The sequence below is a fragment of the Streptomyces sp. RB17 genome, from assembly GCF_009604455.1.
Lineage (GTDB): Bacteria > Actinomycetota > Actinomycetes > Streptomycetales > Streptomycetaceae > Streptomyces.
In genome coordinates this window covers 401,797-425,369 of sequence record NZ_WEGL01000006.1, presented here as the reverse complement: position 1 = coordinate 425,369, position 23,573 = coordinate 401,797, and the positions used below count along the sequence as shown (strand labels likewise).

Annotated in this window: 21 protein-coding genes and 1 pseudogene; 10 read left to right on the top strand and 12 right to left on the bottom strand. The window is 72.7% G+C overall.

Going from position 1 to position 23,573, the window contains the following annotated elements; genetic code table 11:
- Positions 1-123 precede the first annotated feature (123 nt).
- Positions 124-729, top strand: coding sequence for a hypothetical protein (locus SRB17_RS27105; protein WP_153542737.1), 606 nt, complete (start codon positions 124-126; stop codon positions 727-729).
- Positions 730-962: 233 nt separating this feature from the next.
- Positions 963-3,401 carry a right-handed parallel beta-helix repeat-containing protein gene (locus tag SRB17_RS27100; RefSeq protein WP_194294154.1) on the top strand — a complete coding sequence of 813 codons (2,439 nt, stop codon included), beginning with the start codon at positions 963-965 and terminating at the stop codon, positions 3,399-3,401.
- Between the two features lie 102 nt (positions 3,402-3,503).
- On the opposite strand, the pseudogene SRB17_RS27095 reads toward SRB17_RS27100, so the two are convergent.
- A pseudogene (locus SRB17_RS27095) lies at positions 3,504-5,833 on the bottom strand (hypothetical protein).
- 292 nt (positions 5,834-6,125) lie between these two features.
- Between SRB17_RS27095 and SRB17_RS27090 the strand changes: the two are divergent.
- Positions 6,126-6,956 (top strand): DeoR/GlpR family DNA-binding transcription regulator, encoded by an 831-nt coding sequence (locus SRB17_RS27090; protein WP_055705365.1) that lies wholly within the window; start codon positions 6,126-6,128, stop codon positions 6,954-6,956.
- A 65-nt stretch (positions 6,957-7,021) separates the two neighbouring features.
- Entirely contained in the window at positions 7,022-7,489 is a 468-nt protein-coding gene (locus SRB17_RS27085; RefSeq protein WP_153542735.1) for an SRPBCC family protein, read from the top strand.
- Here SRB17_RS27085 and SRB17_RS27080 read toward each other — a convergent pair whose 3' ends face one another.
- The 8 genes from SRB17_RS27080 to SRB17_RS27045 all read right to left on the bottom strand — a co-directional run bounded on the left by SRB17_RS27080 (position 7,490) and on the right by SRB17_RS27045 (position 15,028).
- Positions 7,490-8,290 (bottom strand): enoyl-CoA hydratase/isomerase family protein, encoded by an 801-nt coding sequence (locus tag SRB17_RS27080; protein WP_153542734.1) that lies wholly within the window; start codon positions 8,288-8,290, stop codon positions 7,490-7,492.
- Positions 8,287-9,549: a cytochrome P450 gene (locus SRB17_RS27075; RefSeq protein ID WP_323376297.1), complete on the bottom strand. Its 1,263-nt coding sequence runs from the start codon at positions 9,547-9,549 to the stop codon at positions 8,287-8,289. The genes SRB17_RS27080 and SRB17_RS27075 overlap by 4 nt, the downstream gene beginning before the upstream one ends.
- 126 nt (positions 9,550-9,675) lie before the next feature.
- The gene (locus SRB17_RS27070; RefSeq protein WP_153543014.1) at positions 9,676-10,980 is read right to left on the bottom strand and encodes a cytochrome P450; all 1,305 of its coding nucleotides are present in this window, start codon (positions 10,978-10,980) and stop codon (positions 9,676-9,678) included.
- Between the two features lie 134 nt (positions 10,981-11,114).
- Entirely contained in the window at positions 11,115-11,717 is a 603-nt protein-coding gene (locus SRB17_RS27065) for a GTP-binding protein (RefSeq protein WP_153542733.1), read from the bottom strand.
- Complete coding sequence (locus SRB17_RS27060) at positions 11,692-12,066, bottom strand: DUF742 domain-containing protein (RefSeq protein ID WP_153542732.1); 375 nt, start codon at positions 12,064-12,066, stop codon at positions 11,692-11,694. Before SRB17_RS27060 ends, SRB17_RS27065 begins: the two co-directional genes overlap by 26 nt.
- Positions 12,063-12,464, bottom strand: a complete 402-nt coding sequence (locus SRB17_RS27055; RefSeq protein ID WP_323376296.1) for a roadblock/LC7 domain-containing protein — start codon at positions 12,462-12,464, stop codon at positions 12,063-12,065. The genes SRB17_RS27060 and SRB17_RS27055 overlap by 4 nt, the downstream gene beginning before the upstream one ends.
- The gene (locus tag SRB17_RS27050; RefSeq protein WP_194294153.1) at positions 12,461-13,663 is read right to left on the bottom strand and encodes an ATP-binding protein; all 1,203 of its coding nucleotides are present in this window, start codon (positions 13,661-13,663) and stop codon (positions 12,461-12,463) included. Before SRB17_RS27050 ends, SRB17_RS27055 begins: the two co-directional genes overlap by 4 nt.
- Positions 13,664-13,903: 240 nt before the next feature.
- Positions 13,904-15,028: a PLP-dependent cysteine synthase family protein gene (locus tag SRB17_RS27045; protein ID WP_323376295.1), complete on the bottom strand. Its 1,125-nt coding sequence runs from the start codon at positions 15,026-15,028 to the stop codon at positions 13,904-13,906.
- Positions 15,029-15,356: 328 nt separating this feature from the next.
- On the opposite strand from SRB17_RS27045, the gene SRB17_RS27040 reads away from it, so the two are divergent.
- Both SRB17_RS27040 and SRB17_RS27035 read left to right on the top strand, forming a co-directional pair.
- On the top strand, positions 15,357-15,680 hold the full coding sequence (locus SRB17_RS27040) for a hypothetical protein (RefSeq protein ID WP_153542731.1): 324 nt from the start codon (positions 15,357-15,359) through the stop codon (positions 15,678-15,680).
- Between the two features lie 254 nt (positions 15,681-15,934).
- Entirely contained in the window at positions 15,935-16,567 is a 633-nt protein-coding gene (locus tag SRB17_RS27035; RefSeq protein ID WP_323376294.1) for an ATP-binding protein, read from the top strand.
- Positions 16,568-17,263: 696 nt separating this feature from the next.
- Here the strand turns inward: SRB17_RS27035 and SRB17_RS27030 are convergent.
- From SRB17_RS27030 to SRB17_RS27020, 3 genes are read right to left on the bottom strand one after another with little or no spacing between them, the layout of a single operon-like run.
- On the bottom strand, positions 17,264-19,825 hold the full coding sequence (locus SRB17_RS27030) for an ABC transporter permease (RefSeq protein ID WP_153542730.1): 2,562 nt from the start codon (positions 19,823-19,825) through the stop codon (positions 17,264-17,266).
- Entirely contained in the window at positions 19,822-20,568 is a 747-nt protein-coding gene (locus SRB17_RS27025; protein ID WP_153542729.1) for an ABC transporter ATP-binding protein, read from the bottom strand. The genes SRB17_RS27030 and SRB17_RS27025 overlap by 4 nt, the downstream gene beginning before the upstream one ends.
- Positions 20,565-20,858, bottom strand: coding sequence for an SHOCT domain-containing protein (locus tag SRB17_RS27020; protein ID WP_153542728.1), 294 nt, complete (start codon positions 20,856-20,858; stop codon positions 20,565-20,567). The genes SRB17_RS27025 and SRB17_RS27020 overlap by 4 nt, the downstream gene beginning before the upstream one ends.
- 191 nt (positions 20,859-21,049) lie before the next feature.
- Between SRB17_RS27020 and SRB17_RS27015 the strand changes: the two genes are divergently transcribed.
- The 4 genes from SRB17_RS27015 to SRB17_RS27000 are packed head-to-tail and all read left to right on the top strand — an operon-like array spanning position 21,050 to position 23,540.
- Positions 21,050-21,640: a TetR/AcrR family transcriptional regulator gene (locus tag SRB17_RS27015; RefSeq protein ID WP_153542727.1), complete on the top strand. Its 591-nt coding sequence runs from the start codon at positions 21,050-21,052 to the stop codon at positions 21,638-21,640.
- A gap of 4 nt (positions 21,641-21,644) precedes the next feature.
- Positions 21,645-22,025 (top strand): cupin domain-containing protein, encoded by a 381-nt coding sequence (locus SRB17_RS27010; RefSeq protein ID WP_323376293.1) that lies wholly within the window; start codon positions 21,645-21,647, stop codon positions 22,023-22,025.
- Positions 22,026-22,047: 22 nt separating this feature from the next.
- Positions 22,048-22,632: a DUF4865 family protein gene (locus tag SRB17_RS27005; RefSeq protein WP_153542725.1), complete on the top strand. Its 585-nt coding sequence runs from the start codon at positions 22,048-22,050 to the stop codon at positions 22,630-22,632.
- The gene (locus SRB17_RS27000) at positions 22,629-23,540 is read left to right on the top strand and encodes a phosphotriesterase (RefSeq protein ID WP_323376292.1); all 912 of its coding nucleotides are present in this window, start codon (positions 22,629-22,631) and stop codon (positions 23,538-23,540) included. Before SRB17_RS27005 ends, SRB17_RS27000 begins: the two co-directional genes overlap by 4 nt.
- Positions 23,541-23,573 lie beyond the last annotated feature (33 nt).

Genomic DNA, 23,573 nt, shown 5'->3' with positions numbered 1-23,573 from the left:
AGAGATTCATGAGAAGCCGCGTGCGTGACCGTCCGCGGTGGACGTGATGTCGCTCTCTCTTGCTCCGGGTCGCGGATGCGCTCCCGCGCCGGGGGTTATGACGGAGCGTGAGGGGGTGGGGACATGCGGGCGATCCGTGGCCTGTGGCGCTGGCGGCACAACCCGCTGCGCCGTGCGACCGACCTGGCCGAGGCATGGGTGGCACTCGTGGCGCTGGTGCTGATCGCCGTGGCCGCGCCCCTGGTCGGCTGCCTGGTCGGCGCCGCCGCCCAGGACTCACTGCAGCGGTCCGTGCGCGAGCAGCGGCACTCGCGCCACCTCGTCACGGCCACGGTGGTGCGTGACCTCGGCGATGCCCCGCTGGAGACCGACCCCGACACCTCGGCGGCGCGCGAGTCCCGCAGCCGTGTCCTCGCGGACTGGACCGCGCCGGACGGCACCCACCGGCACGGCACGGCCCTGGGGGACCTCAAGTCACCGCACACGGGCGACCACTTCGGACTCTGGACCGACCCGCACGGCCGAATAACGACCCGCCCGCTGGACTCCCCCACCGCCACGACACACGCGGTGCTCGCCGGGATCGGCGCCGCCCTGCTGGCCACGGGCCTGGTCGAAGGGGGCAGACGGCTGACCGTGTGGCGCATGGTCCGCAGCCGGTACGCACGCTGGGACCAGGACTGGGACCGGGCGGGCCCGGACTGGGGCAAGGCGGGCACCGGCTGCTGACGGCCTTCCGGCTCTGGTCAACCCACCGTGCACGCACACGCTACGGTGGACCGGCCGAAGCGCTTTCGGCGACAACCCGCGGGCGAGCGAACCGCAGGGGCGCGCGCAGGTTTTCCGGAGCGCGAACGCGCACCAGCCCCAGGGGCTGAGCGCGGTCGCGGTCCCGGCACGGGCGGCACGTCCCCCTGAGGGAGCGAGCCATCAGTACGACGAGGTGGGGGCACAGCAACGCCATGGCACAGGGCACGGTCCAGGTGACGCACACCGGTACGTCGCGGTGGCGGCGCCGCACAGGCGAGTACGCGTCGCTCGCCGCCGCCCTGGAGGCTGCCGCCGACGGCGACGTCCTCACCATCGCCCCGGGCACCTACCGGGAAAACCTCGTGGTCCAGCGGGCGGTGACGCTCCGTGGCCCCGAGGGATCCCCCGGCTCGGTGCGGATCGCGCCCGTGGACGGTGTGCCGCTCACCGTGCGCGCCTCGGCCGTGGTGCAGGACCTGCACGTGGAGGGCCAGGACGCGGCGGCGCCCGCGTTGCTGGTCGAGGAGGGCACACCCGAGCTGATGGACGTGCGGATCGTGACCCGGTCCGCCGCGGGCATCGAGGTGCGCGGGGGCGCCCGGCCGACCGTGCGCCGTTGCACCGTCGACAACCCGGCCGGCATCGGCATCGCCGTACTCGACGGCGGCAGCGGGGTGTTCGAGGAGTGCGAGGTCGTCGCGGCCGGGCAGGCGGGCGTGGCCGTCCGCGGCGGGGCGCATCCGCGGCTGGAGCGCTGCCGAGTGCACCACGCGTCGGGCACCGGGCTGACCGCCACCGGCGAGAACTCCGCGGTGGAGGCGGTGGGTTGTGAGATCTACGAGGTCCGCGGCTCCGGTGTGCAGGTCACCCAGCGGGCGACGGCGCATCTGACCGACTGCGATGTGCACCGCACCACCGCCGACGGCGTCACCCTGGACACGGACGCGGTGCTCACGCTCGCCGACTGCCGCATCCACGACATCCCGGAGAACGCGGTCGACCTGCGTTCCCGTTCGGTGCTCACGCTGACCCGGACGACGGTCCGTCAGTTCGGGCGCAACGGCCTGTCGGTGTGGGATCCGGGGACGCGGGTGGACGCCCACCAGTGCGAGATCTTCGACAGCACCGGCGACTATCCGGCGGTGTGGGTCAGCGACGGCGCCACCGCCGTCCTCGACTCCTGCCGGGTGCACGACGTGCCGGACGCCCTGTTCGTGCTGGACCGCGGTTCACGCGCGGACGTCGTGGACAGCGATCTGTCGCAGGTGCGCAACACGGCGGTGTCGGTGAGCGACGGGGCGACCGCGCAGCTCGACGACTGCCGGATCCGGGAGGCGGCGACCGGGGCGTGGTTCCGCGACCACGGCAGCGGCGGCACGCTGAACAACTGCACCCTGGACGGCACCCAGACCGGCGTGATCGTCACCAAGGGCGCCGACCCGACCATCGAGCGCTGCACGGTCGACTCGCCCGCCGAAGCGGGCTTCTACGTCTCGGCGGGCGGCCGCGGCAGCTTCCTGAACTGCCGGGTCAGCGGCAGCGCCGGTTACGGCTTCCATGTGATCGACGGCTGCCGGGCGACGCTGCGCAAGTGCCGTACGGAGCGCTGCGCGCGCGGCGGTTACGAGTTCGCCGACGCGGGCCCGGACGCCGCGCCCGGAACGGGCCCGGTCGTGGAGGACTGCACCAGCGACGAGAGCGGCAGCACGCGGCCGCCCGCGGTCCGCGAGTCCGCCGTACAGACGGTGTCGCACTCCCCCGGGCTGCTCGGCTCGATCCCCGGGCAGCGCAGCACGGAGCAGGAGCCGCTGATCGCCGCCCCCGAGCCGGCGAAGCCGGTGCGGACGCCGAAGGACGTGCTCGGGGAACTCGACGCGCTGGTGGGCCTGGAGAGCGTCAAGCGCGAGGTGCGGGCGCTGACCGACATGATCGAGGTGGGCCGGCGCCGGCAGCAGGCGGGCCTGAAGGCGGCCTCGGTCAAGCGGCATCTGGTCTTCACCGGCTCCCCCGGCACCGGCAAGACGACGGTCGCCCGCCTCTACGGCGAGATCCTCGCCTCGCTCGGCGTGCTGGACCAGGGGCACCTGGTGGAGGTGTCCCGGGTGGACCTGGTGGGCGAGCACATCGGTTCCACGGCGATCCGCACCCAGGAGGCGTTCGAGAAGGCACGCGGCGGTGTGCTGTTCATCGACGAGGCGTATGCGCTGTCCCCGCAGGACGCCGGGCGTGACTTCGGCAAGGAGGCCATCGACACGCTGGTGAAGCTGATGGAGGACCACCGGGACGCGGTGGTGGTGATCGTCGCCGGCTACACGGCCGAGATGGAGCGCTTCCTCTCCGTCAACCCCGGTGTCGCCTCCCGCTTCTCGCGCACCATCACCTTCGGCGACTACGGCCCCGAGGAGCTGCTGCGGATCGTGGAGCAGCAGGCCGACGAGCACGAGTACCGGCTGGCGCCGGGCGCGTCCGAGGCGCTGCTGAAGTACTTCACGGCCATCCCGAAGGGCCCGGCGTTCGGCAACGGCCGCACCGCCCGGCAGACCTTCGAGGCGATGGTGGAGCGGCACGCGAGCCGCGTCGCCCAGGTGGCGGACCCCAGCACCGACGATCTGACCCTGCTGTTCGCGGAGGACCTTCCGGAACTGCCCTGAAGACCCCCTATGCAGAAGTCGCGAGCATCGCCGGCTTCGTGCTGGTCGCGGGCAGTGAGCAGGCTCGTGCTGGAGTACGTCGAGCTCACGGTCCAGCCGGGCCTAGCCGGCGTCGGCCCGGTGCTCCGTGTGCTCCGGCCGTGGTCCGGGCAGTTCCGGGCGCAGGCGGTCCAGCAGGCGGGCGCGTTCCCGGGCGAAGACGGGGTCCGCCTGGTAGTCGGAGTGGCCGAGGATGGGCGCCGGGAGGGGATGCGCGGGCGTGCGACCGTAGGCGAGCGGGTCCCGCAGGGGGCCGTGGTCGACCTCGGGCGTGGTGTCGTCGGGGACGCGGACGGGGCCGCCGATGGGGTCGGTGCTGCGGTAGAGGTTGCCCCAGCAGGCGACGTCGCGGTGCAGCGCGGCGAGCGCGGGCGGCCCGAAGTGGGCGGGGAACCAGCGGCCGTAGAGACGTTCCAGCGGAGAGCCGTAGGTCAGCAGCGCGATCCGGCCGCAGACGGACGGCGGCAGCTGCCAGGCGGCGGCCGCGGCCAGGACACTGCCCTGGGAGTGGCCGGAGAGGACCAGGCGACCCCCGGTGCGCTCGGTCCAGGTGGCCATGCGCCAGGTCAGGTCCGGCACCGCACGCTCGGCGTAGCACGGCGGTGCGAAGGGGTGCGCGGCGCGCGGCCAGAAGGTGCCGACGTCCCAGAGGATGCCGATCGTGCGCCGCGCCGAGGCGTCCTTGTAGGCGTGCCTGCCCCAGGTCACGAAGAGCACGAAGCCGAGGCCTACCAGCCAGGAGCCCAGCGCCTGCGAGGTCTCGGCGACGGCCTGTACGGCGTCGTAGGTGCGGCGGGCGGCTCCGTCGGGCGTCTTGCCGGTGGCCAGCGCGCCGGCCAGCGCCACGGCGCCGAGCAGCAGGGTGGTCACGGTCAGCACGGCGATGACGAGGGGTGCCCGGTCGGTGAGCGTGGCCATGGCGCGGACGTGGGCGATGGCGCGGGTACGGCCCGGGTCCTCGGGTTCGCCGGGATGCTCGTGGCGGACCCGGTCGCGTTCGGCGCGGGCCAGCCGGGCGGTGCCGAGCCCGAGCCGGGTGGCGAGGAGCAGCAGGACCGCGAGGACCGGCGGGATCGTGGACGCCTGCCAGGTCAGCAGGACCGGCGGCCCGGGGAGCACGGCGCCCGTGCCGTCGAGCCAGTCGGCGACGCGCTGTGCGACCCCGCCGGACATCACGCCGCCCAGCGCGCAGGCGAGCAGCGCGACGGCCGGCCCGCCGAGGCCCCGCATGCCGGCGCCCGGGTCGGGGCTGCGGCGGTGCAGGCTCCCGGCCACGACGGCGAGCGCCACGACCAGCAGCCCCTGGGCCAGCATGAGGGCGCCGAAGGCCGGATCGCCCGGCAGCCGCCCGGTGGACCGCCAGCCGGGCCGGGCCCAGCCGGCGTAGACCACGGTGAGCAGCAGCAGGGCGAGCGCGCCGAGCGGCAGGAGGCGTACGAGGTGCCGGTCGAGCCCCTGGTCGAGACGGTTCTCGCTGCGGCCGCGGCGGCAGACGACACCCACGGCCGTCGCCGCCCAGGACACCAGCGCCGCGGAGAGCAGCAGGCCCAGGACGTCCAGGGCGGCAGGGCCGCCGGGCCGGTGGTCGAAGCGGACCGCGGGGGCCGCGACGGCGGCGGCGACGGTCAGCAGGGCCGCGGCGGTGTGCGCGGCGCGCAGCCGGGCCACGAGGCGGCGCCCGTACCAGAAGCCGGGCCTGGTCAGCGCGGTGCCGTCGGTGTCCGGCTCGGGTTCGTGGGACAGCGGCCGGTGGGACTCGTACGCACTCCAGGTCCGGCGGGAGAGGTACCAGAGCAGGACCGACAGCGCGGTCGGCACCAGTGCGGCGAGCGCGAGCCGGCGGCCGGGCAGGCTCCACCAGGTGTCGTGCCCGCCGGGGCCCGTGGACGCCTGGCGCGCGAGGAAGGCCAGCCAGGAGTGGCGGTGGGCGCAGGACCGGACGCCGACGCACTGCCAGGCCACCAGGTCCAGCGCCACCTCGCAGGCGGCGGCCACCAGCAGCACGGTCAGGGTGGGGCCGCCAGCCGTACGAGGACGCCGTACAGGCGGACGGTGCGGTGGCGCCCGGCCGCGGCGGGGCGCATCCAGTGGGCGAGGTTGACGACCATGAACGGCAGCAGCAACAGCCACAGGGCGCGGCTGCTGTCGCCGGAGGTGAGGTTGCACCAGACGTACGCCTCCTGGACCGGCCCGTCCCGGGGTTCCTTCCCGGCCGCCCCGGCCTCGGCGTCCTCGGCGCGCCGGAAGACGGCGGCCGTGTCGTCGCCGGTGATCCGGACGGTGCGCGGGTCGCCGAGCATCTTCTCGGGGGTGGTCCCGCCCACCCCGTGCACCAGCAACTCCAGCTCGGCGTCCGTCTGCCGCTCGCCGCGGCGTTCCTGCGCGCGCTCCACCGGTCTCGCACCCCCGTGACGCGTCGGAAGGACTGGGCCGACGCGGGCTTCAGGATCTCCGCTCCGGGGGTGTCGTACACCTCGCGGCACGGAATCTCCCCGATCCGGGTGACGGTGGCCGGGGCGGCCGTGACCCACGTGGCATGTGCGCGTCGTGACAGGTGGTGGCGCAACCGGTGCCGACCCGTGAAAAGATGGGACGCCCGCGCATCTCCGGCCGGCCGGAATCTCCTGGTCGGGGCCGGTGCGCCGGGCGTGTCGGACGGATGGCGGCGAAAGGACCGGAGCGTACGTGAGTGAGAATCAGAACCTCCTCGCGGAGCAGCGCCGCGCCCTGATCCTGGACGAGGTCCGGCGCCGGGGCGGTGTGCGGGTCAACGAACTGACCCGCAAGCTCGGTGTGTCGGACATGACCGTCCGGCGTGACCTGGACGCGCTCGCCCGCCAGGGCGTGCTGGAGAAGGTGCACGGCGGTGCGGTGCCGGTGGTCGAGGCCAGCACGCACGAGCCCGGCTTCGAGGCGAAGTCGGGTCTGGAGCTGACCGCCAAGGAGGACATCGCGCGCGCCGCCGCCAAGCTGGTCACGCCGGGCACGGCGATCGCCCTGTCCGGCGGTACGACGACGTACGCGCTCGCCCAGCAGCTGCTGGAGGTGCCCGACCTGACCGTGGTGACGAACTCGGTGCGGGTCGCGGACGTCTTCCACGCGGCGCAGCGCACCTCGGGCCAGCGGCAGGGGGCGGCCACGGTGGTGCTGACCGGCGGTGTGCGCACGCCGTCGGACTCGCTGGTGGGTCCCGTGGCCGACCAGGCCATCGCGGCCCTCCACTTCGATCTGCTGTTCCTCGGTGTGCACGGCATATCGGTCGAGGCCGGTCTGTCCACGCCGAACCTCGCCGAGGCGGAGACGAACCGGCGGCTGGTGCACTCCGCGCGCCGGGTCGTGGTGGTCGCCGACCACACCAAGTGGGGCACGGTGGGCCTGAGTTCCTTCGCCGCGCTGGAGCAGGTGGACACGCTGGTGACCGATGCGGGCCTGCCCGCGGAGGCGCGTGCGGAGATCTCCGAGCACCTGCGGGTGGTGGTGGCGGGCGAGCCCGGGGAAGACGACGCAGACATCTGAGGAACCGTCAGCTATCGTGGGCCCCGCCCGGTCGACGGACCTGCGGCACGAGGGGGGTCACGTTCATGGCTCGTCGTCTGCGCCCGGTGGGGATCGACTTCGTCGGGGCCGCGCCCGTCCGTCTGGTCTTCGCGCGGGAGGTCTCCGCCTCCCCCGAGCGGGTCTTCCACGCGCTCGCCGAGGACCTGGCGGGCTGGGCGGAATGGTTTCCCGGGGTGACTTCCGTCCGGCCTGCCGGCGACGGACGCGAGGTCCGGCTGCACGGCGGCGTGCGTTTCCAGGAGTCGGTGATCGTGGCCGAGGCACCGGAGCGCTACGCGTACCGCGTCGAAGCGACGAACATGCCCGGAGCGCGTGCCTGGGTCGAGGAGTGGCGACTCCTGCCTGAGGGGGCCGGTACCCGGGTGCAGATGACCTTCGCGCTCGACGGGACAGCGGCGTTCCGCCTGCTGTGGACCGTCGCCCGCCCGGGCGTGGGCCGTGCCTTCCGCCGGGCGGTGACGTCCTTGGACCGGCGCGCGGCGGGACGCTGATCAGACGCTGCCCCGGGAATGGTGCGACTCGGCCACGACCGCTGCCATCAGTTCCGCGTCCAGGGCGGAGACGTCGGCGAGCCGAGAGGCCGCGGACAGCGAGTTCAGCAGGGTCTTGGTGACGCGCAGTGCCGCCTGCGGGCGGCGGACGATGGGCCTGGCCCAGGCGGCGACGGCCGCGTCCAGCTCGTGAGCGGGGACGACTTTCTGCAGGATGGACAGGGAGTGGGCCTCCGCCGCGGTGACGGCCCGGCCGGTGAGGACGATCTCGCGGACGCGGGCGGCGCCGACCTCGTTGATGAGGCGGGGCAGGAGGCCGCCCCACGCGGTGGGCAGCCCGAGCGCGAGTTCGGGCAGCCGGAAGGTCGCGTCCTCGGATCCGACCCGCAGATCGCAGGCGAGTGCCAGGGCGAAGCCCGCGCCGATGGCCTTGCCGTGGACGCGCGCGATGGTGACGGCCGGGTTCGCGGTCAGGGCCTCGCAGACGCGGCGCGCCTTGGTCCCCGAGATGCGGATGCCGCTGCCGGTGGGGTCATGGGCGAGATGCCGGGCGGACTCACCGCGGTCCCCGCCCAGGCAGAAGTCGTCGCCGCTCCCGGTGAGCACGAGCACCCGGACGGCCGGGTCCTGGTCCTGGAGGACCGCCAGGAGGTCGTCCAGCAGGGCGTCGGTGACGGTGTTGCCCTCCTCGGGGGTGCTGAGCTCGACGGTGAGGACGGGACCCTCCCGGTGGGTCCGCAGGGTCCGCCGGGTCCGCCGTGCGGCGCCGGCCGGGAGGGTCGTGAGGGGCAGGGCGGTCATGTCGTCACTTTCAGGGAGGTGATGCGCCGGAAGACCATTCGGTTGGCATACGTCGGGCCTGCGGCCGGCCGCAGAGTGGGGAATCGTTCCAGCAGGTGGGTGAGCAGGAGGCGGGCCTCCAGGCGGGCCAGGCCCGCGCCCAGGCAGTAGTGGACGCCGCCGCCGAAGGTGAGGTGGGCGCCCTTGCGGCGGATGTCGAAGAGGTGGGGGTCCGGGTTGCGGCGCGGGTCGTGGTTGGCGGCACCGTACAGGACGTGGACGGTGGTGTCCTTGGCGACGGGGACACCGGCCAGGACGGTGTCGTCGGCGGCGAAGCGGGAGTTGAGGTGGATCGGCGGGTCGTAGCGCAGCGTCTCCTCGATCGCGTCGTCGATGTCCTCGGGGTGCCGGCGCAGCCAGTCGGCCCGGACGGGGTCCTGGGTCAGGAACCACACGGCGTTGGTCAGCAGCGTCGCGGTGGTCTCCAGGGAGGCGATAGTGAGGAACATCGTCAGGTCGTACAGCATCTGGTCCGCCGCCGCGCGGTCGTCGGGGTACTCGCCGTCCCAGTAGCGGATCCAGTCGCTGAGGACGTCGTCGCCGAGGTGGGCGCGCCGGTCGGCGACGAGGCCGGTGAAGTAGGCCCTCATCTCCAGGGTGGCCCGGGCCGAAACGGCCAGTTCGCTCTTGGTGGGGATCAGTTCCTGGGCGTGGACCTGCCGGTGGGTGAAGTCCAGGATGTGCGGGTAGTGCTCGGCCGGGATGGCGAGCCAGTGGCCGACGGTGTGGACGGGCAGCTGGTCGGCGACCGTGGCGACGAAGTCGGCCTCGCGGTGGATGCGCAGCGCCGAGTCGAGGCGGTCCAGCAGCCGGGTGACGTGGTCCTCGATCCGGGGTCGCATGGCCTCGAGGGTGCCGCGGTCGAAGAGGTTGCCCAGGGCGCGGCGCCGCGCGGTGTGCTCGGGCGGGTTGAGGCGGGACAGCGTCCGCGTCATCTCCCGGGTCGCCGGATCCTGCCAGCGTGCCATGTCGGGCCGGCGTTGCTGCCAGGCGAAGTCCGGTACGAGCCAGTTCCTGCCGCGCAGGATCTGGTTGCAGGCATCGAATCCGGTCACGAAGTACCCGCCCCAGGGAGCGGGCACCACGTCACCCAGTGCGCGCAGTTCGTCCCAGGCGGGGAGGGGGTCGGCCTGCCCTGCGGCCGAACGGAGGCGACGGAGAAGGGATATGACGGCTCGGCGGTCGGTCGGGGTACCGCGTATGACGCCAACGGCGGTCACGCAGAGCTCCTTTGTCGCTGGGCGCTACCGTTACCGCCGGAACCTACCCTTCCCCTCTCCATCGTCATGCGCCCGACGGTGTTGCTCCCGTCACATGCCGCACACGAGACGCCCACATCTCGGGCATCACACCCGGAAGATGTCCAGGAAGGTGCTCCAGAAGCCCTTCTTTCTGGCCGGCTCCTGGCGCGCGGCGGCGACGGGTGCCGTGGGGAGCGGCTGCTCCCCCGCGGCGGGGACGGTACGGCTCTGCAGCGCGGAGGCGATATGGGTGGCCGGCGCCGGGCTGAAGGCCACGGGCAGGGCGACCAGCGCCCGGTGGAACGGGCCCGGCCGCCACTGCAGGTCCTTCTCGGGGACGGCCAGCATCAGGTCGGGCAGGGCGTTGAGCAGCTTCTCGATCGCGGTGACCGCGATGACCTGTGCCGGGTCCTTGGCGGGGCACGCGTGCGGACCGGCGCCCCAGGCCAGGTGGGCGCCCTTGCTGTGCCTGCGGCGGGCCTCGTCGAGAGCGGGGTCGGTGTTGGCGGCGGCGAAGCTGATGACGACCGGCGTGCCCGCCTCTGCCACCACTCCCCCGAGATCCACGTCCTGGACGGGGTAGTGGGTGGCGTAGTTGGCGATGGGCGTCTGGTTCCACAGCACGTGATCGATCGCCTCCCCGATCAGCAGCCCGGAGTCGCGCCCGCTGGTGTCGGGCGACAGCAGCAGGAGCAGGGCGTTGCCGATCAGGTTGCGCTCGGGTTCCACACCGGCGCCCATCAGCATGACCAGCTGGTCCTTGAGCTCCTCGTCGGTCAGCCCCGCGGGGTGCTGGATCAGCCAGGAGGTGACGTCGTCCCCGGGCTGCCGGCGCTTGAGGGCGATCAGCTCCATGAGGCAGGCGGTGAGCTCCTCGTTGGCGCGCAGGGCGTCCTTGCCGTCGAAGATCGCCGACATGGCACTGGTGAGGGTGTCGCCGATGCCCGCAGGGCACCCGAACAGCTTGTTGAACAGCAGCAGCGGGAGCAGTTTGGCGTAGTCGTTGAGGAGGTCGGCACGGCCGCGCTCGCTGAACTGGTCGATGAGGTAGTCGGCGATGGGCTCGACGTCCCGCCGGATCCGGGTGATGTTGAGCCGGGCCAGGCTGTCCGTGACGGCCTTGCGCAGCCTCAGGTGCACGGCGCCGTCGGTGAACAGGCAGTTGGGCCGGTACGCCATCATCGGCAGGACCGGGTGGTCCAGCGGTATGTGCCCCTCGTTCAGCGCCTTCCAGTGGCGCGAGTCCCGGGCGAAGAGCGTGGTGTTCTGCAGCACACGCAGGGCCGTCTCGTGCCCGACGACCAGGGTCGCGTCGATCCCGGGTGCGAGCTCGACCGGTCCGGCGGGACCGTGGGCGCGCAACCGGTCGTAGATCTGGTCGGGGTCGGCGGCGAACGCGGCGTCGTGCATGGGGCATCTGGCGCCGGTGGGGGCGGGGGCTGACTGGCGGTCCATGGGGTTCCTTCTGCTGGCTGCGGGCCGGTGGTCCGGGGGGAGACGGGCCGGGGAGTGGGCCGTGGAGACGGTCCGGGCGGATGGGCGGGTCAGGCGGCGCGGGTGAGCAGGTGACGGACGAGCGCGATCAGCGCGTGGGCGGAGGACTGCCGGTCGCGGGCGTCGCAGTAGACGACCGGGGTGTCCGGGAGCAGGTCGAGGGCCTCGCGCACCTCCGCCTCGTCGTACACCTTGGCCGGATCGAAGGTGTTGACGGCGATGGCGTACTCGAGGCCGTACCGCTCGACGAGGTCGATGACGGGGAACGTCTCCTCCAGCCGGGCGGGGTCGACCAGGAGCAGTGCACCCAGCGCCCCGCGGGCCATGTCCTCCCACAGCTGCATGAAACGCTGCTGTCCCGGGGTGCCGAACAGGTACAGCACGAGGTCGTCGCTGAGCGTCAGCCGGCCGAAGTCCAGGGCCACGGTGGTGGTGGTCTTGTCCGTCACGCCCCTGAGGTCGTCCACGTGGAGCGACGCCTGCGTCATCTTCTCCTCGGTGCGCAGCGGGGTGATCTCCGACAGCGAGCCGATGAGTGTCGTCTTGCCCACGGCGAAGTGCCCGACGACCAGGATCTTGGCAGCGTTGGTCACCGCGCTGGAGACGTAGATGGATCCAGGGGCCGTCTCAGCCGATGAAGGATTGGAGTCCATTCAGAACCTTCTCGAGGGTCGCTCTGTCAACGTTCTGAGCCCGGGGCGGCTCGGCGCGGCGCAGGAGGTGGCCCTGCTCGAATAAATCGGTCAGCAGCAGCCGGGCCACCCCGACCGGCAGCCCCACGTGGCCCGCGACCTCGGCGACCGACAGGTAGCCGCCCGCGCACAGCTGCCAGATCGCCATCACCTCGGGGCCGGCCCCCAGCGGAGGGGTCCGCTCGGGAGCCAGGGTGACCAGGGTGTGCAGCGCCAGGTCGTCCGAGGCAGGCAGGCTCCGGCCGCCGGTGATGACGTAGGAGCGGACGAACTCGCTGGTGACGGAGGCCTCCTCACCGGGCCTGGTCATACGCCGGCGCCGTTCTCCGAGCGCGGTGCCACACTCATCGCCTTGCTCAGGGCGGCCACCGTCTTCTGCATGCGGAAGGACATGGCCTCCATGTCGACGTCCAGCGCGGCCGAGACGGCGAGGTACGAGCCCTGGCCGGCGGCGATCAGGAAGATCCAGCCGCCGTCGTACTCCAGCAGCGTCTGCTTCCAGATGCCGTGTCCCGCTCCCACGAATCCCGCGACGGCGCGGCTCAGCGACTGCATCGAACTCATCGCGGCGGCGTTCGTCTCGGCGTCGTCGCGCGCGATGTCGTCCGAGCGCTGCAGCAGCAGGCCGTCTCCCGACACGAGGATCGCGTGCCGGGCTCCGCGTACCTCGAGCACGTCGTTCAGCACCCAGGACAGGTCGATCTTCACTGGTCGTCAGATCCTTCCGTGGAGTTCGTGGTCCGCCCGAGCTGAGTTCCGCGCGCGAACGCCCCGATGCGCGACGCCGTCACCTCGCTGTCCGGTTCGGCGGTCTCCTCCTGGCCGGCGGCGTCGAGGGCCGGGACGACCGTGACGGACCCGCTGCGCCGCCGGCGTTTGGGCAGGCCTCCGGAGGTCGTTCCCACCACGTGCGAGGGGCCGACGACCGGAACCGGCGCCAGTCGCTGGGGGGCCTCCTCCGGGGTCGCGGTGTCCTGGGCGTCGGCCGCGGTGGAAGGAGTGTCGGCCGACAGGAGGCTTTCGGGCACACGAATCACTGCACGCACTCCGCCGTAGGGGGACACGGAACCGACGGAGACGGCGAAGCCGTAGCGGGCTGCGAGCATGCCGCACACGGCGAAGCCGAACCGCGGCGGATCGCCGAGACCGGTGATGTCGACGGGACCGTCGACGGCGAGCAAGGAGGCAGCCCGGTCCTTGGTCTCCTGGTCCATGCCCAGTCCGGCGTCGTCCACGATGTAGCAGACACCGGTCGGCACGGTCTGGATGTTGACCTCGACCGGCGTGCCGGGCGCGCTGTAGTTCGTCGCGTTGTCCAGCAGTTCGGCCAGCACGACGGCCACGGGCTCGACCGCCTTGCCGACGAGCGAGACGCTGACCTGTGAGTGGACGCTGACCCGGTCGAAGTCCTTGATCCGGCCCTGCGCGCTGCGCGCGACGTCGTAGACGGTGGCGGCGCCCTCACGCCGGCCCAGCCAGCCGCCGCACAGCACGGAGATGCCCTTGGCGCGGCGGCCGAACTGGCTGCCGGTGTGGTCGACCGTCATCAGGTCGGCCAGGACCTCCGTGGTGTCGCCGTACTTCCTCAACAGGCTGTCCAGGAGGACCTGCTGTTCCTCGGCGAGCGACTGGAGCGTGCCCATCGCCGACTTCAGCACCGCCTTGGTCGACGCCTCGGCGTCGGCCCGTACGTCCGCGAGGTCACGCTGCTGCTGTGCGGTCAGCGTGGCGATGTGCGTGTGGAGCTGCCCGATGTCGCCGCGCGCCTCCCCCAGCCCTGCCTCGAGATCCTTTCTCGTTCTTCGGAGCGCCATGTTGGTTCTCCGGGCCCGCATCACTGCGACAACCGCAGCGACGAGCACCACCAGCAAGATCCACAGCAGTGGATCCGTGGTCAATGACGTCATGAGACTCTCTTCAAGTCGCATCGCGCCGGCGAACATGCAAACGCGATGGTGCCTTTGAGACTGTCCCCCGGACGCGCTTATGACACGTCGTCAGCCCACTGAAAAGTGGGATGATCTTATCAGTCACACAGGCACAACCGACTTGCCCAGAACCCCAATTGAGCCGTCACCAAACCCTCACAATCGCGTCACCCGCGCGTTGGCCGCCGGCCGCCGGCCGCCGGGACAGACGGGCCCGGCTCAGTCCGGCCACACGCCCGTGGCCAGCAGAGTCTCGATCGCCGCGGTGTACGGCGCGATGTCCAGGCCCTGCCCGGCGAGCCAGGCGTCGGAGTAGTACTTGTCGAGGTAGCGGTCGCCCGGGTCGCACAGCAGGGTGACGACGCTGCCCCGGCGGCCCTCGGCCACCATCTCGGAGACGATCTTCAGCGCGCTCCACAGCCCGGTGCCCGTGGAGCCGCCCGCCTTGCGGCCGATGGCCCGCTCCAGGGCCCGTACGGCCGCGACGCTGGCCGCGTCCGGGACCTTCATCATCCGGTCGATCGCCCCGGGCACGAAGCTCGGCTCCATGCGCGGCCGGCCGATGCCCTCGATCCGGGAGCCGCAGTCGCAGGTGACGTCCGGATCGCCGGTGGTCCAGCCCTCGAAGAAGCAGGAGTTCTCCGGGTCGGCGACGCAGATACGGGTGTCGTACTGCATGTAGTGGACATAGCGCGCGAGGGTCGCGGAGGTGCCGCCGGTACCGGCGGTGGCGACGATCCAGGCCGGCTCCGGGAAGCGCTCCAACTCCAGCTGGCGGAAGATCGATTCGGCGATGTTGTTGTTGCCGCGCCAGTCGGTGGCCCGCTCGGCGTAGGTGAACTGGTCCATGTAGTGGCCGCCGGTGTCCACCGCGAGGCGGGCGGACTCCTCGTACATCTTCCGGGAGTCGTCCACGAAGTGGCACTGACCGCCGTGGAACTCGATCAGACGGCACTTCTCGGCGCTGGTCGTGCGCGGCATGACCGCGATGAAGGGCACGCCGATCAGCTTGGCGAAGTAGGCCTCGGAAACGGCGGTGGAGCCGCTGGAGGCCTCGATGACCGGGCGGCCGGGGCGGATCCAGCCATTGCAGAGGCCGTAGAGGAACAGGGAGCGGGCGAGGCGGTGCTTGAGGCTTCCGGTGGGGTGCGTCGACTCGTCCTTGAGGTAGAGGTCGATGCCCCAGTGCTCGGGGAGGGGGAAGCGCAGCAGGTGCGTGTCCGCCGAGCGGTTGGCGTCGGCCTGGACCTTGCGGACGGCCTCTTTCAGCCAGTCACGGTAGGCGGCGTCGCTGCGGTCGACGTCGAGGGTGGCGCCGGTCCGGGTCCGGTCGGTGGTGCTCACGGCGGTGCTCCTTAGCCTGGGCGCCGACGACGCCTCACGCGGTCGGCATCTTGAGCATAGGCATCTTTCGCACCGCTTCCCACCTGCATAAACGCATCTTTGAGCCAGCCAAAGCCACCCTGGGGCACTGGCGTACGAGGCATCCGGGGGCGCATTGGCGGGAGTGCTCCGGGCGCCCTTCGCGGGCGCCTCGCGCGTACTGGTGCTCCCGGCCGCATCGGGGCAGACTGCACGCGACGGGACGATCGTCCCGAACACGGCCGGACGCCGGATCGGACGCGGGCGCACACTGGATCGCGGAAGCACACGGGCAAGGGGGCGGCGAAGGATGGCGGAGCCGGAGTTCACAGCCACGGGCGTGCGGATCGGCAAGCGGCTGCGCTCGCTCACCCGGGCCGGTCAGGTCCGGATCAACGACGGCAGGCTGGAGTTGCTCACCAGCTACGGCAGCGAGATCGACAGTGCCCCGGTGCAGGCGGTGCGCGCGTCCAGGCCGTGGTTCCGGCCGGACGACAAGGCGCTGGCCGACCTCAACGGCAAGCGGTACCTGCTGACGCTGGGCGAGCACGACCCCGCTCCGGGCGAGCCGGGTCCGCCCGCGGCGCGGCGGTTCATCGAGGCGGTGCGCCGGGCCGCCGGACGCGGCGGCTGAGGGACGTACGACCACCCGCTCGGGAAGAGGCCGGTCGTATTACTCCGAGCAGCGGTCGGTCGCGGCGAGTTGCGGGACCGCATCCGCTGCGTCACGCTGGTCTCACGTCACTCTGGGTTTACCGGCGATAACGCTGCGAACCAGCCCGCCGGCCATGACAGCAGGCGGACGTTTGGACGCAAGCACCCTGCTGGATCCGTTGTTCTCCGTGTTCTTCCGGTCCGCTCGGACCTCTACATCGGGGAGTCGCAGCCGTGATCAGTCACCCAAGCAGGCACTGCACGGTGGAGCTCCAAGCCCTGCCGTCGCGGATCGGCCAGGTCCGCAGAATCGTATCTGCGCAGTTGCGCTACTGGCACATGGACGCGTTGATAGACCGGGCCGCGCTCGGCGTGACGGAGCTGCTGAGCAACGTCCACCGGCATGCCAGGCCCGACAAGTCGTGCACGGTGGAGCTGGAGCTGGCGCCGGACCGGCTCACGGTCTCGGTGCGTGACAACGACCCACGGCTTCCGGTGCCGGCAGACATGGCGGACCTGCCGGACGGTGGTCCACTGGCCACCTGCGGGCGGGGGCTGGCGATGGTGGCGGCGGTGAGCGAGAGCTGGGGTGCACGGCCGGACGGCGAGAACGGCAAGGTCGTCTGGTTCACGCTGTCGGCGCCGACGGTGGTACGGCCGTATCCGGCCCAAGCCCCGCGCCGTGCCGCGGCGGTGCGTCCCGCGCCGGAGCCGGTCCGCATCGGCGCGGCGGCAGCGGCATCGGCGGCGGGGACGCCTGTCGGCGCCGGGGTCGCGCTGAGTGCGGAGGCCTCCGTGGCGGCGGCCGCGGTACCGAGCGCTGCCGCCGTTCCCCAGGCTCCCGCCCGGTCGGTCGTTCCCGGCTGACCGGGCGGTGACGGGGCCTCCGGCCTCGCGGCTGCGCGGCCACCTGTCGGGTCGCGTGAGATCGCGCGGGTGCGGATGCGTGGGGGCTGGTCGCGCAGTTCCCCCCGCCCCTTGGGGAACTGCAGTCGCCGCCTGTCTGGAAGACACCGTATGCGCGCGCGGCCGTGCCCGCGGCAGCGCCTCAACGGCCACGGTGCGAATGAGGGTGTGACCGGCTGCAACCCCCTGGGGCGCGGGGAACTGCGCGACCGGCCACAACACATCCGCACCCGCGCACGGTCCGAACCGACCCTACGGGTGGGCGCCACACCGACGGGCGGCGCCATCGCAACAAACGGCGCCTGCAACTCCCCAGGGACACGGGAAACTGCGCGACCAGCCCACCACGCACCCGCACACGCGAACGCTCTCACGCGACCCCCGGGTGGACGCCGCACCGACGGGCGGCGCCATCACACCAAACGGCGGCTGCAACTCCCTAGGGACGCGGGAAACTGCGCGACCAGCCCACCACGCACCCGCACTCACGCGACCCCCCGGGTGGGCGCCGCACCGACGGGCGGCGCCATCACACCAAACGGCGCCTGCAACTCCCCAGGGACACGGGAAACTGCGCGACCAGCCCACCACGCACCCGCACACGCGAATGACGCTCAGCCTGCCCGACACGTGGGCGCCCCGGCCGACGCGACGCAGTCACTCCGTCGCGATGGCCCGCAGCACATCCAGCCGCCCCGCCCGTCGAGCCGGGCGCAGGCCTGCCAGGGCGCCGGCGGTGAGGCCGACGAGGGCGACCAGGACGAGCCGGGCGGGCGGGAGGGCGAAGGCGAACGCGGTGTCGCTCGCGCCGTCGGAGGCCTTCACCAGCACCCAGCCCAGGAAGGCGCCGAGTCCGAGGCCGCCGGCCGTGCCGAACGCGGCGACCAGGACCGACTCCCAGCGGACCATGGCCCGCAGCTGGGCCCGGGTCTGGCCGACGGCCCGCAGCAGGCCGAGTTCGCGGGTGCGTTCGTGCAGCGCGAGCGTCAGCGTGTTGGCGATGCCGAGCAGGGCGATGACCACCGCGAGGGCGAGCAGCGCGTAGACGAGGGTGAGCATCATGTCGATACCGCCCGCCGACGACTGCGCGTACTCGTCCCGGGTCTGCACGGACGGGTTGCCGTACTGGGCGGCGACCTTCTTCACCGCCGCCTTGCCCGCGTCGGCGCTCACCCCGTGCCTGAAGGTGACGGCGATCAGGGTGTCCGCGTCCTGGGTGCGGTGCGGGGCCCAGGCGGCGCGGGTGATGACGTAGTCGCCGGCGAGTTCGGACTGGCCGTACACGGCACGGACGGTGAAGTCGGCCGTCCTGCCGTCGGTGAAGGTCAGCCTCGCCGTGTCGCCGGTGCGCAGATGCTGTCGGTCGGCCTCCTTCCGGGTGACGGCGATGCCGTCGGTGCCGAGGCTCCGCAGGGATCCGGTGACCGTGCCGAGGTCGAAGGTGCGGGCCAGCGCGGCCGGATCGGTGACGGTCAGCGCCCGTCCCTTGCCGTCCACTTCGGCGACCCCCCGGCCGAGTCCCACAGCGGTGTCCACCTGAGGCAGTCGCTGGAGCGCGGGGGCGAGCCGTGGGCTGAGTCCGCTGCCGCCCGCCCCGAAGGAGGGGCTGCTGACGGCGACATCGCCGGCGAAGGACCGGGAGACCGTCTGGTCCATGGTGGCCTTCAGCGAGGCCCCGAAGACGGTGAACAGCGACACGACGGCGACCCCGATCATCAGCGCGCTCGCGGTGGCCGCCGTCCGCTTCGGGCTGCGCAGGGCGTTGCGCCGGGCCAGCGAGCCGGTGACCCCGCGCAGCCGGTCCAGGGGGCCGCCGAGCAGCCGTACGGCCGTGGTGGCGGCGACCGGGCCGAGGACGACGAAGGCCGCCAGGGCGAGCAGCGAGCCGGCTCCGGCCAGCCACACGGACGGGGAGACGAGGACGCCGGTCAGGGTCGCGCCGAGCGCCAGCGCGCCGAGCGCACCGCCGGCGATCGCACGGACGCGGGAGGCCCCGGAGGTGTCGACGGCCGTCTCGCGCAGGGCGGCGAGCGGCGCCGTCCGTCCGGCGCGCCGGGCCGGCAGGAGCGCGGAGCCCAGACACACCACGATCCCCACCGCGAGCGGCAGCACCATCGACAGGGTCTTGATCACCAAGTCGCCGTCGGGGAAAGGGAATCCGATCGCCGGGAACAGCGCCTGGAGGCCGGCGGCGATGCCGATGCCGCCCGCGAGTCCGGCGAGGGACGCGGTGACCGCGACGACGCAGGCCTCGGCGAGCGCGGCGGCGGTCACCTGGCGGCGGGCCGCGCCGAGGGCCCTCAACAGGGCGTTCTCCCGGGTGCGCTGGGCGACCACGATCGCGAAGGTGTTGTGGATGGAGAAGGTGGCGACGAGCAGGGCGACGCCGGAGAACACGAGCAGGAAGGTGGTGAAGATGGTCAGGAACTGGCTGGAGATCATGTCGGTGTTCTCCTGCGCCGACTGCTGACCGGTGATGGCCTCGACTCCCTTGGGCAGCACGGGAGTCAGCCGCCGCACCAGGTCCTGCTGGCTCACTCCGGCTTCGGCCCGCACCGCGATGGACGCCGCCTGGCCGGGCCGCGCGGTGAGGTACTTCTCGGCGTCGGCTCGGGTCATGCCGGTGAACGTCACCTGCGCCATGCCGTCCTGGCCGCCGAAGGTGGCGAGCCCGACGACGGTGACCTTCACGGGGTCCGGGGTGCGCAGGATCGTGGTGTCACCGATCTTCAGGCCGCCCTTCTTCGCGGCACCCCGGTTGACCACGACCTCGCCCGGCCCGGCGGGAGCCCGGCCTGCGGCGAGCCGGTACGGGTTGAGCCGCGGGTCGGTGATCCAGTTGCCGGCGATCGTGGGCGGCCCCTGGCCGCCGACCGGCTTGCCGTCGGAGCCGACGAGCTGCCCGGCGCCCTGGATGTTCGGGACCGCGGCGGCCACGCCGGGCACCCGCTCGACGGTCTTCACCAGCGAGGTGTCCACCGGCCGCCGCACGCCCTGGGCCTCGCCGGGTGTGGTGATGGCGTCGGCGCCGCGTACGACGGCGTCCGTGCCGCTGGTGGCCTCGCCGAACATGCTGTCGAAGCTGGCCCGCAGCGTGTCGCCCATGACGAGGGTGCCGGCCAGGAAGGCGACGCCGAGGAAGACGGCGAGGAAGGTGCCGGCGAACCGGCGCCGGTGCGCGCGCAGGGACGTGAGGCTGAGCCGGAGCGATGCGTTCATGACCGCGCCTCGAAGGCCTTCATGCGGTCCAGGACCCGGTCCGCGGTCGGCGCCTCCATCCGGTCCACCAGCCGTCCGTCGGCGAGGAAGAGCACCTCGTCGGCGTGCGCGGCGGCCACCGGGTCGTGGGTGACCATGACGACCGTGCGGTCCATCTCCCGTACGGCGGAGCCGAGGAGGCCGAGCACCTCGGCCCCGGAGCGGGAATCGAGGTTTCCGGTCGGCTCGTCGGCGAAGACCACGTCGGGCCGTCCGGCGAACGCCCGTGCCACGGCGACGCGTTGCTGCTGGCCGCCGGAGAGTTCCGAGGGCCGGTGGTGCAGCCGGTCGCGCAGGCCGACGACGTCGACGAGCGCGTCGATCCACTCCCGGTCGCCGCGCCGCCCCGCCAGGTCCAGGGGCAGGCTGATGTTCTCCGCGACGGTCAGTGTCGGCACCAGGTTGAACGCCTGGAAGACGAAGCCCACCCGGTCGCGGCGCAGCAGGGTCAGGCGCCGGTCGTCCAGCGCGCCGAGCTCGGTGTCCCCGATGTAGGCGGCGCCGGAGGTGAGCGTGTCGAGGCCGGCCGCGCAGTGCATGAGGGTGGACTTGCCGGAGCCCGAGGGGCCCATGATCGCGGTGAAGCGTCCGGCGGGAAAGGAGACGTCGACGCCGTCCAGGGCGCGTACGGCGGTGTCGCCACCGCCGTACACCTTCACCGCGTCCACCACGCGGGCCGCGGCCCGCAGTGCGGTCGTGGTCATGCCGCGCCTCCCTTGCCCGTACGGCCGAACTGCTCCTCCAGGACGGACAGGCGGCGCCAGTACTCGTCCTCGTCGATCTCGCCGGCGGCGAAGCGGCGGCCGAGGACCGCGAGCGGCGAGTCGCCGGCGGGGCGTGCGCCGTCCATGGGCCGCCAGGGGCCGCCGCGTCCGCGCCATACCGTGCGGCGCAGGAACGTGACGGCGCCGATCACGACAGCCGCCCAGATCAGCGGGAAGAACAGGATCCAGGGGCCGGGTCCGCCGCCGCCCCAGTCGGCCAGGGTCTGCATCTCGGGTCATCTCCCTCATCGGTTTCGTCGCCCCCCGGTCTTCGGGGGATGCCACGAGACTCCCTCCGCGAGGGGGTCCGGGTCGTCGTGCGGCCGGCGGCAGTACGGGTACCTCCCGGGGAGTACGAGGACGTCGGGCGGCTGCTCCGCAGGGGGTGGCGCGGCTGGGGTGGCACGTTGTAACCACTAGTATGTACAGTCAATGCATGAGCACCTCGGAACGACTGATCGAGTCCACCCGTGAGCTGCTGTGGGAGCGCGGGTACGTGGGCACGAGCCCCAAGGCGATCCTGGAGCGGGCGGGTGCCGGCCAGGGCAGCATGTACCACCACTTCAAGGGCAAGCCGGACCTCGCACTGGCGGCGATCCGGCGGACCGCACAGGAGCTGCGCGCCACCGCCGAGCAGGTCCTGAGCGGTCCGGGCACGCCGTACGAGCGCATCGAGGCCTATCTGCTGCGCGAGCGTGACGTGCTGCGCGGCTGCCCGGTCGGCCGGCTGACCATGGACCCCGACGTGATCGCGAACAAGGACCTGCGCGCGCCCGTCGACGAGACGATCGCCGCCATCCACGGGCGGATCGCCGAGCTCGTCGAAGAGGGCAAGCGGCTGGGACAGTTCGCGCCGGGCCTGGACGGCGAGGAGATCGGCGCGGCCGTCCTGGCCACCGTGCAGGGGGGCTATGTCCTCGCCCGCGCCTCCGGCTCCCCCGCCGCCTTCGACGCCGGTGTCCGCGGGCTGCTCTCCCTGCTCGCACCCCGAACTCCCGGACAGGAGAGATGAGTCCGTGCACATCACCAGACGGCGTCCCGGGACTCTGCAGGGCCCGGCGGAGAACTTCACCGGCACGGTCCGGCTGGACGAGACGGCCGCGCCCGCCCGGCTGCGCATGTTCAACGTCCACTTCGCCCCGAGTGCCCACACGGCCTGGCACCGCCATCCGGACGGGCAGGTGCTGCACGTGCTGGAGGGCGAGGGGCTGGTGCAGCGCAAGGGCGGTGCGGTGGAGGCGATCCGCGCGGGCGACACGGTGTGGATCGAGCCGGACGAATGGCACTGGCACGGCGCCGGGCCCCGCACGTCCATGACCCATCTCGCGGTCGTGGAGGCCGCCGAGGACGGTACGACGACCGAGTGGCACGCGCACGTGGACGACTACCCCGCCTGAGACCCGAGAAGGGAAGCCCGACATGCACGCCATGCAGTACGAGTTCACCCTGCCCGCCGACTACGACATGGGCGTCATCCGCTCCCGCGTCGCCCGTGTCGGGCATCTGCTGGACGACTGGGACGGCCTCGGCATCAAGACGTACCTGCTGCGCGAGCGCGGGGTGCACGGCTCGCCGGTGAACCAGTACGGGCCGTTCTACCTCTGGAACACCGTGGAGGGCATGAACGGCTTCCTGTGGGGAGGAGCCTTCCAGGGGCCTGTCGATGACTTCGGGCGGCCGGCGATCCGGCAGTGGACGGGTCTGGCGTTCGAGGAGGGCGCCGCGACCGGGTCGGCGCCCACGTTCGCCGTGCGGCGACGCCAACCGGCCCCGGACGGCGTTGAGTTGGCCGCGTTCATGGCGGAGGCGGTGGCCGAGACCGGGCGGCTGGCCGCGGAGGACGGCGCGGTTCTCGCGGCGGCGGCCGTGGACACGCGCGCGTGGGAGCTGGTCCACTTCTCGCTCTGGGAGCACGACACGCCCAAGGCCGACGGGGACCTCTACCAGGTGCTGCACCTGTCCGCGCCCGGCCGGGACCGGCTCCCGCGCGGGCGGCAGTGGTGAGCCGCGTCCGTACGGTCCTCGGCGACATACGGCCCGAGGAGCTGGGCGCGTGCGACGCGCACGACCATCTCTTCCTGCGCAGCCCGCAGTTGCCCGGCCAGGAGCTGCACGATCTTTCGGCCGCGCGGGCCGAGCTGGCCGCCTTCCGTGCGGCGGGCGGAGCGGCCGTCGTGCAGTGGACGCCGTACGGCATGGGACGGCGAGCGGCGGACCTGCCGGAGCTGTCCCGGGCCACGGGTGTGCGACTGGTCTGCGCCACGGGACTGCACCAAGCCGCGCACTACGACGCCGAGGTGCTCGACCAGCTGCACGGCACCGGCCTCACCGAACTGTTCGTGTCCGAACTGACCGAGGGCATCGGCACGACCGGGGTGCGGGCCGGTCTGATCAAGGTGGCGGGTGGCTTCCACGCGCTGGACGCGCACGCCCGCTGGACCATGACGGCGGCGGCCGAGGCGCATCACGCCACCGGTGCGCCCCTCGCCGTGCACCTGGAGCTGGGCACCGGCGCGCTGGACGTACTCGACCTGCTGTGCGACGAGTTGGGCGTGCCGGGGGATCGGGTGATCCTCGGCCATCCGAACCGCTTCCCCGACCCCGTGGTGCACCGCCAGGCCGCCGAGTCCGGCTGCTGGCTGGCCTTCGACGGGCCCTCCCGCGCCCATCACGTCACCGACTGGCGGATGCCGGAGGCGGTACGGGCCCTGGCGGAGGCCGGCTTCGGTGACCGGCTGCTGCTCGGCGGCGACACGGTGGTCGCCGGGGCCCGCTCGGTCGACGGCGGGCCCGGGATGCCGTACCTGCTGCGCCGGGTGCGGTCGCGGCTGGACGCCGCGCTGGGCGCCGACCTCGTGGATCGCATGCTCACCGAGCATCCGGGACGGGCATTCGCGGCCGACTGGCCGTGAGCGGAACGGGCGTGGCCCGATCACATCGATCCC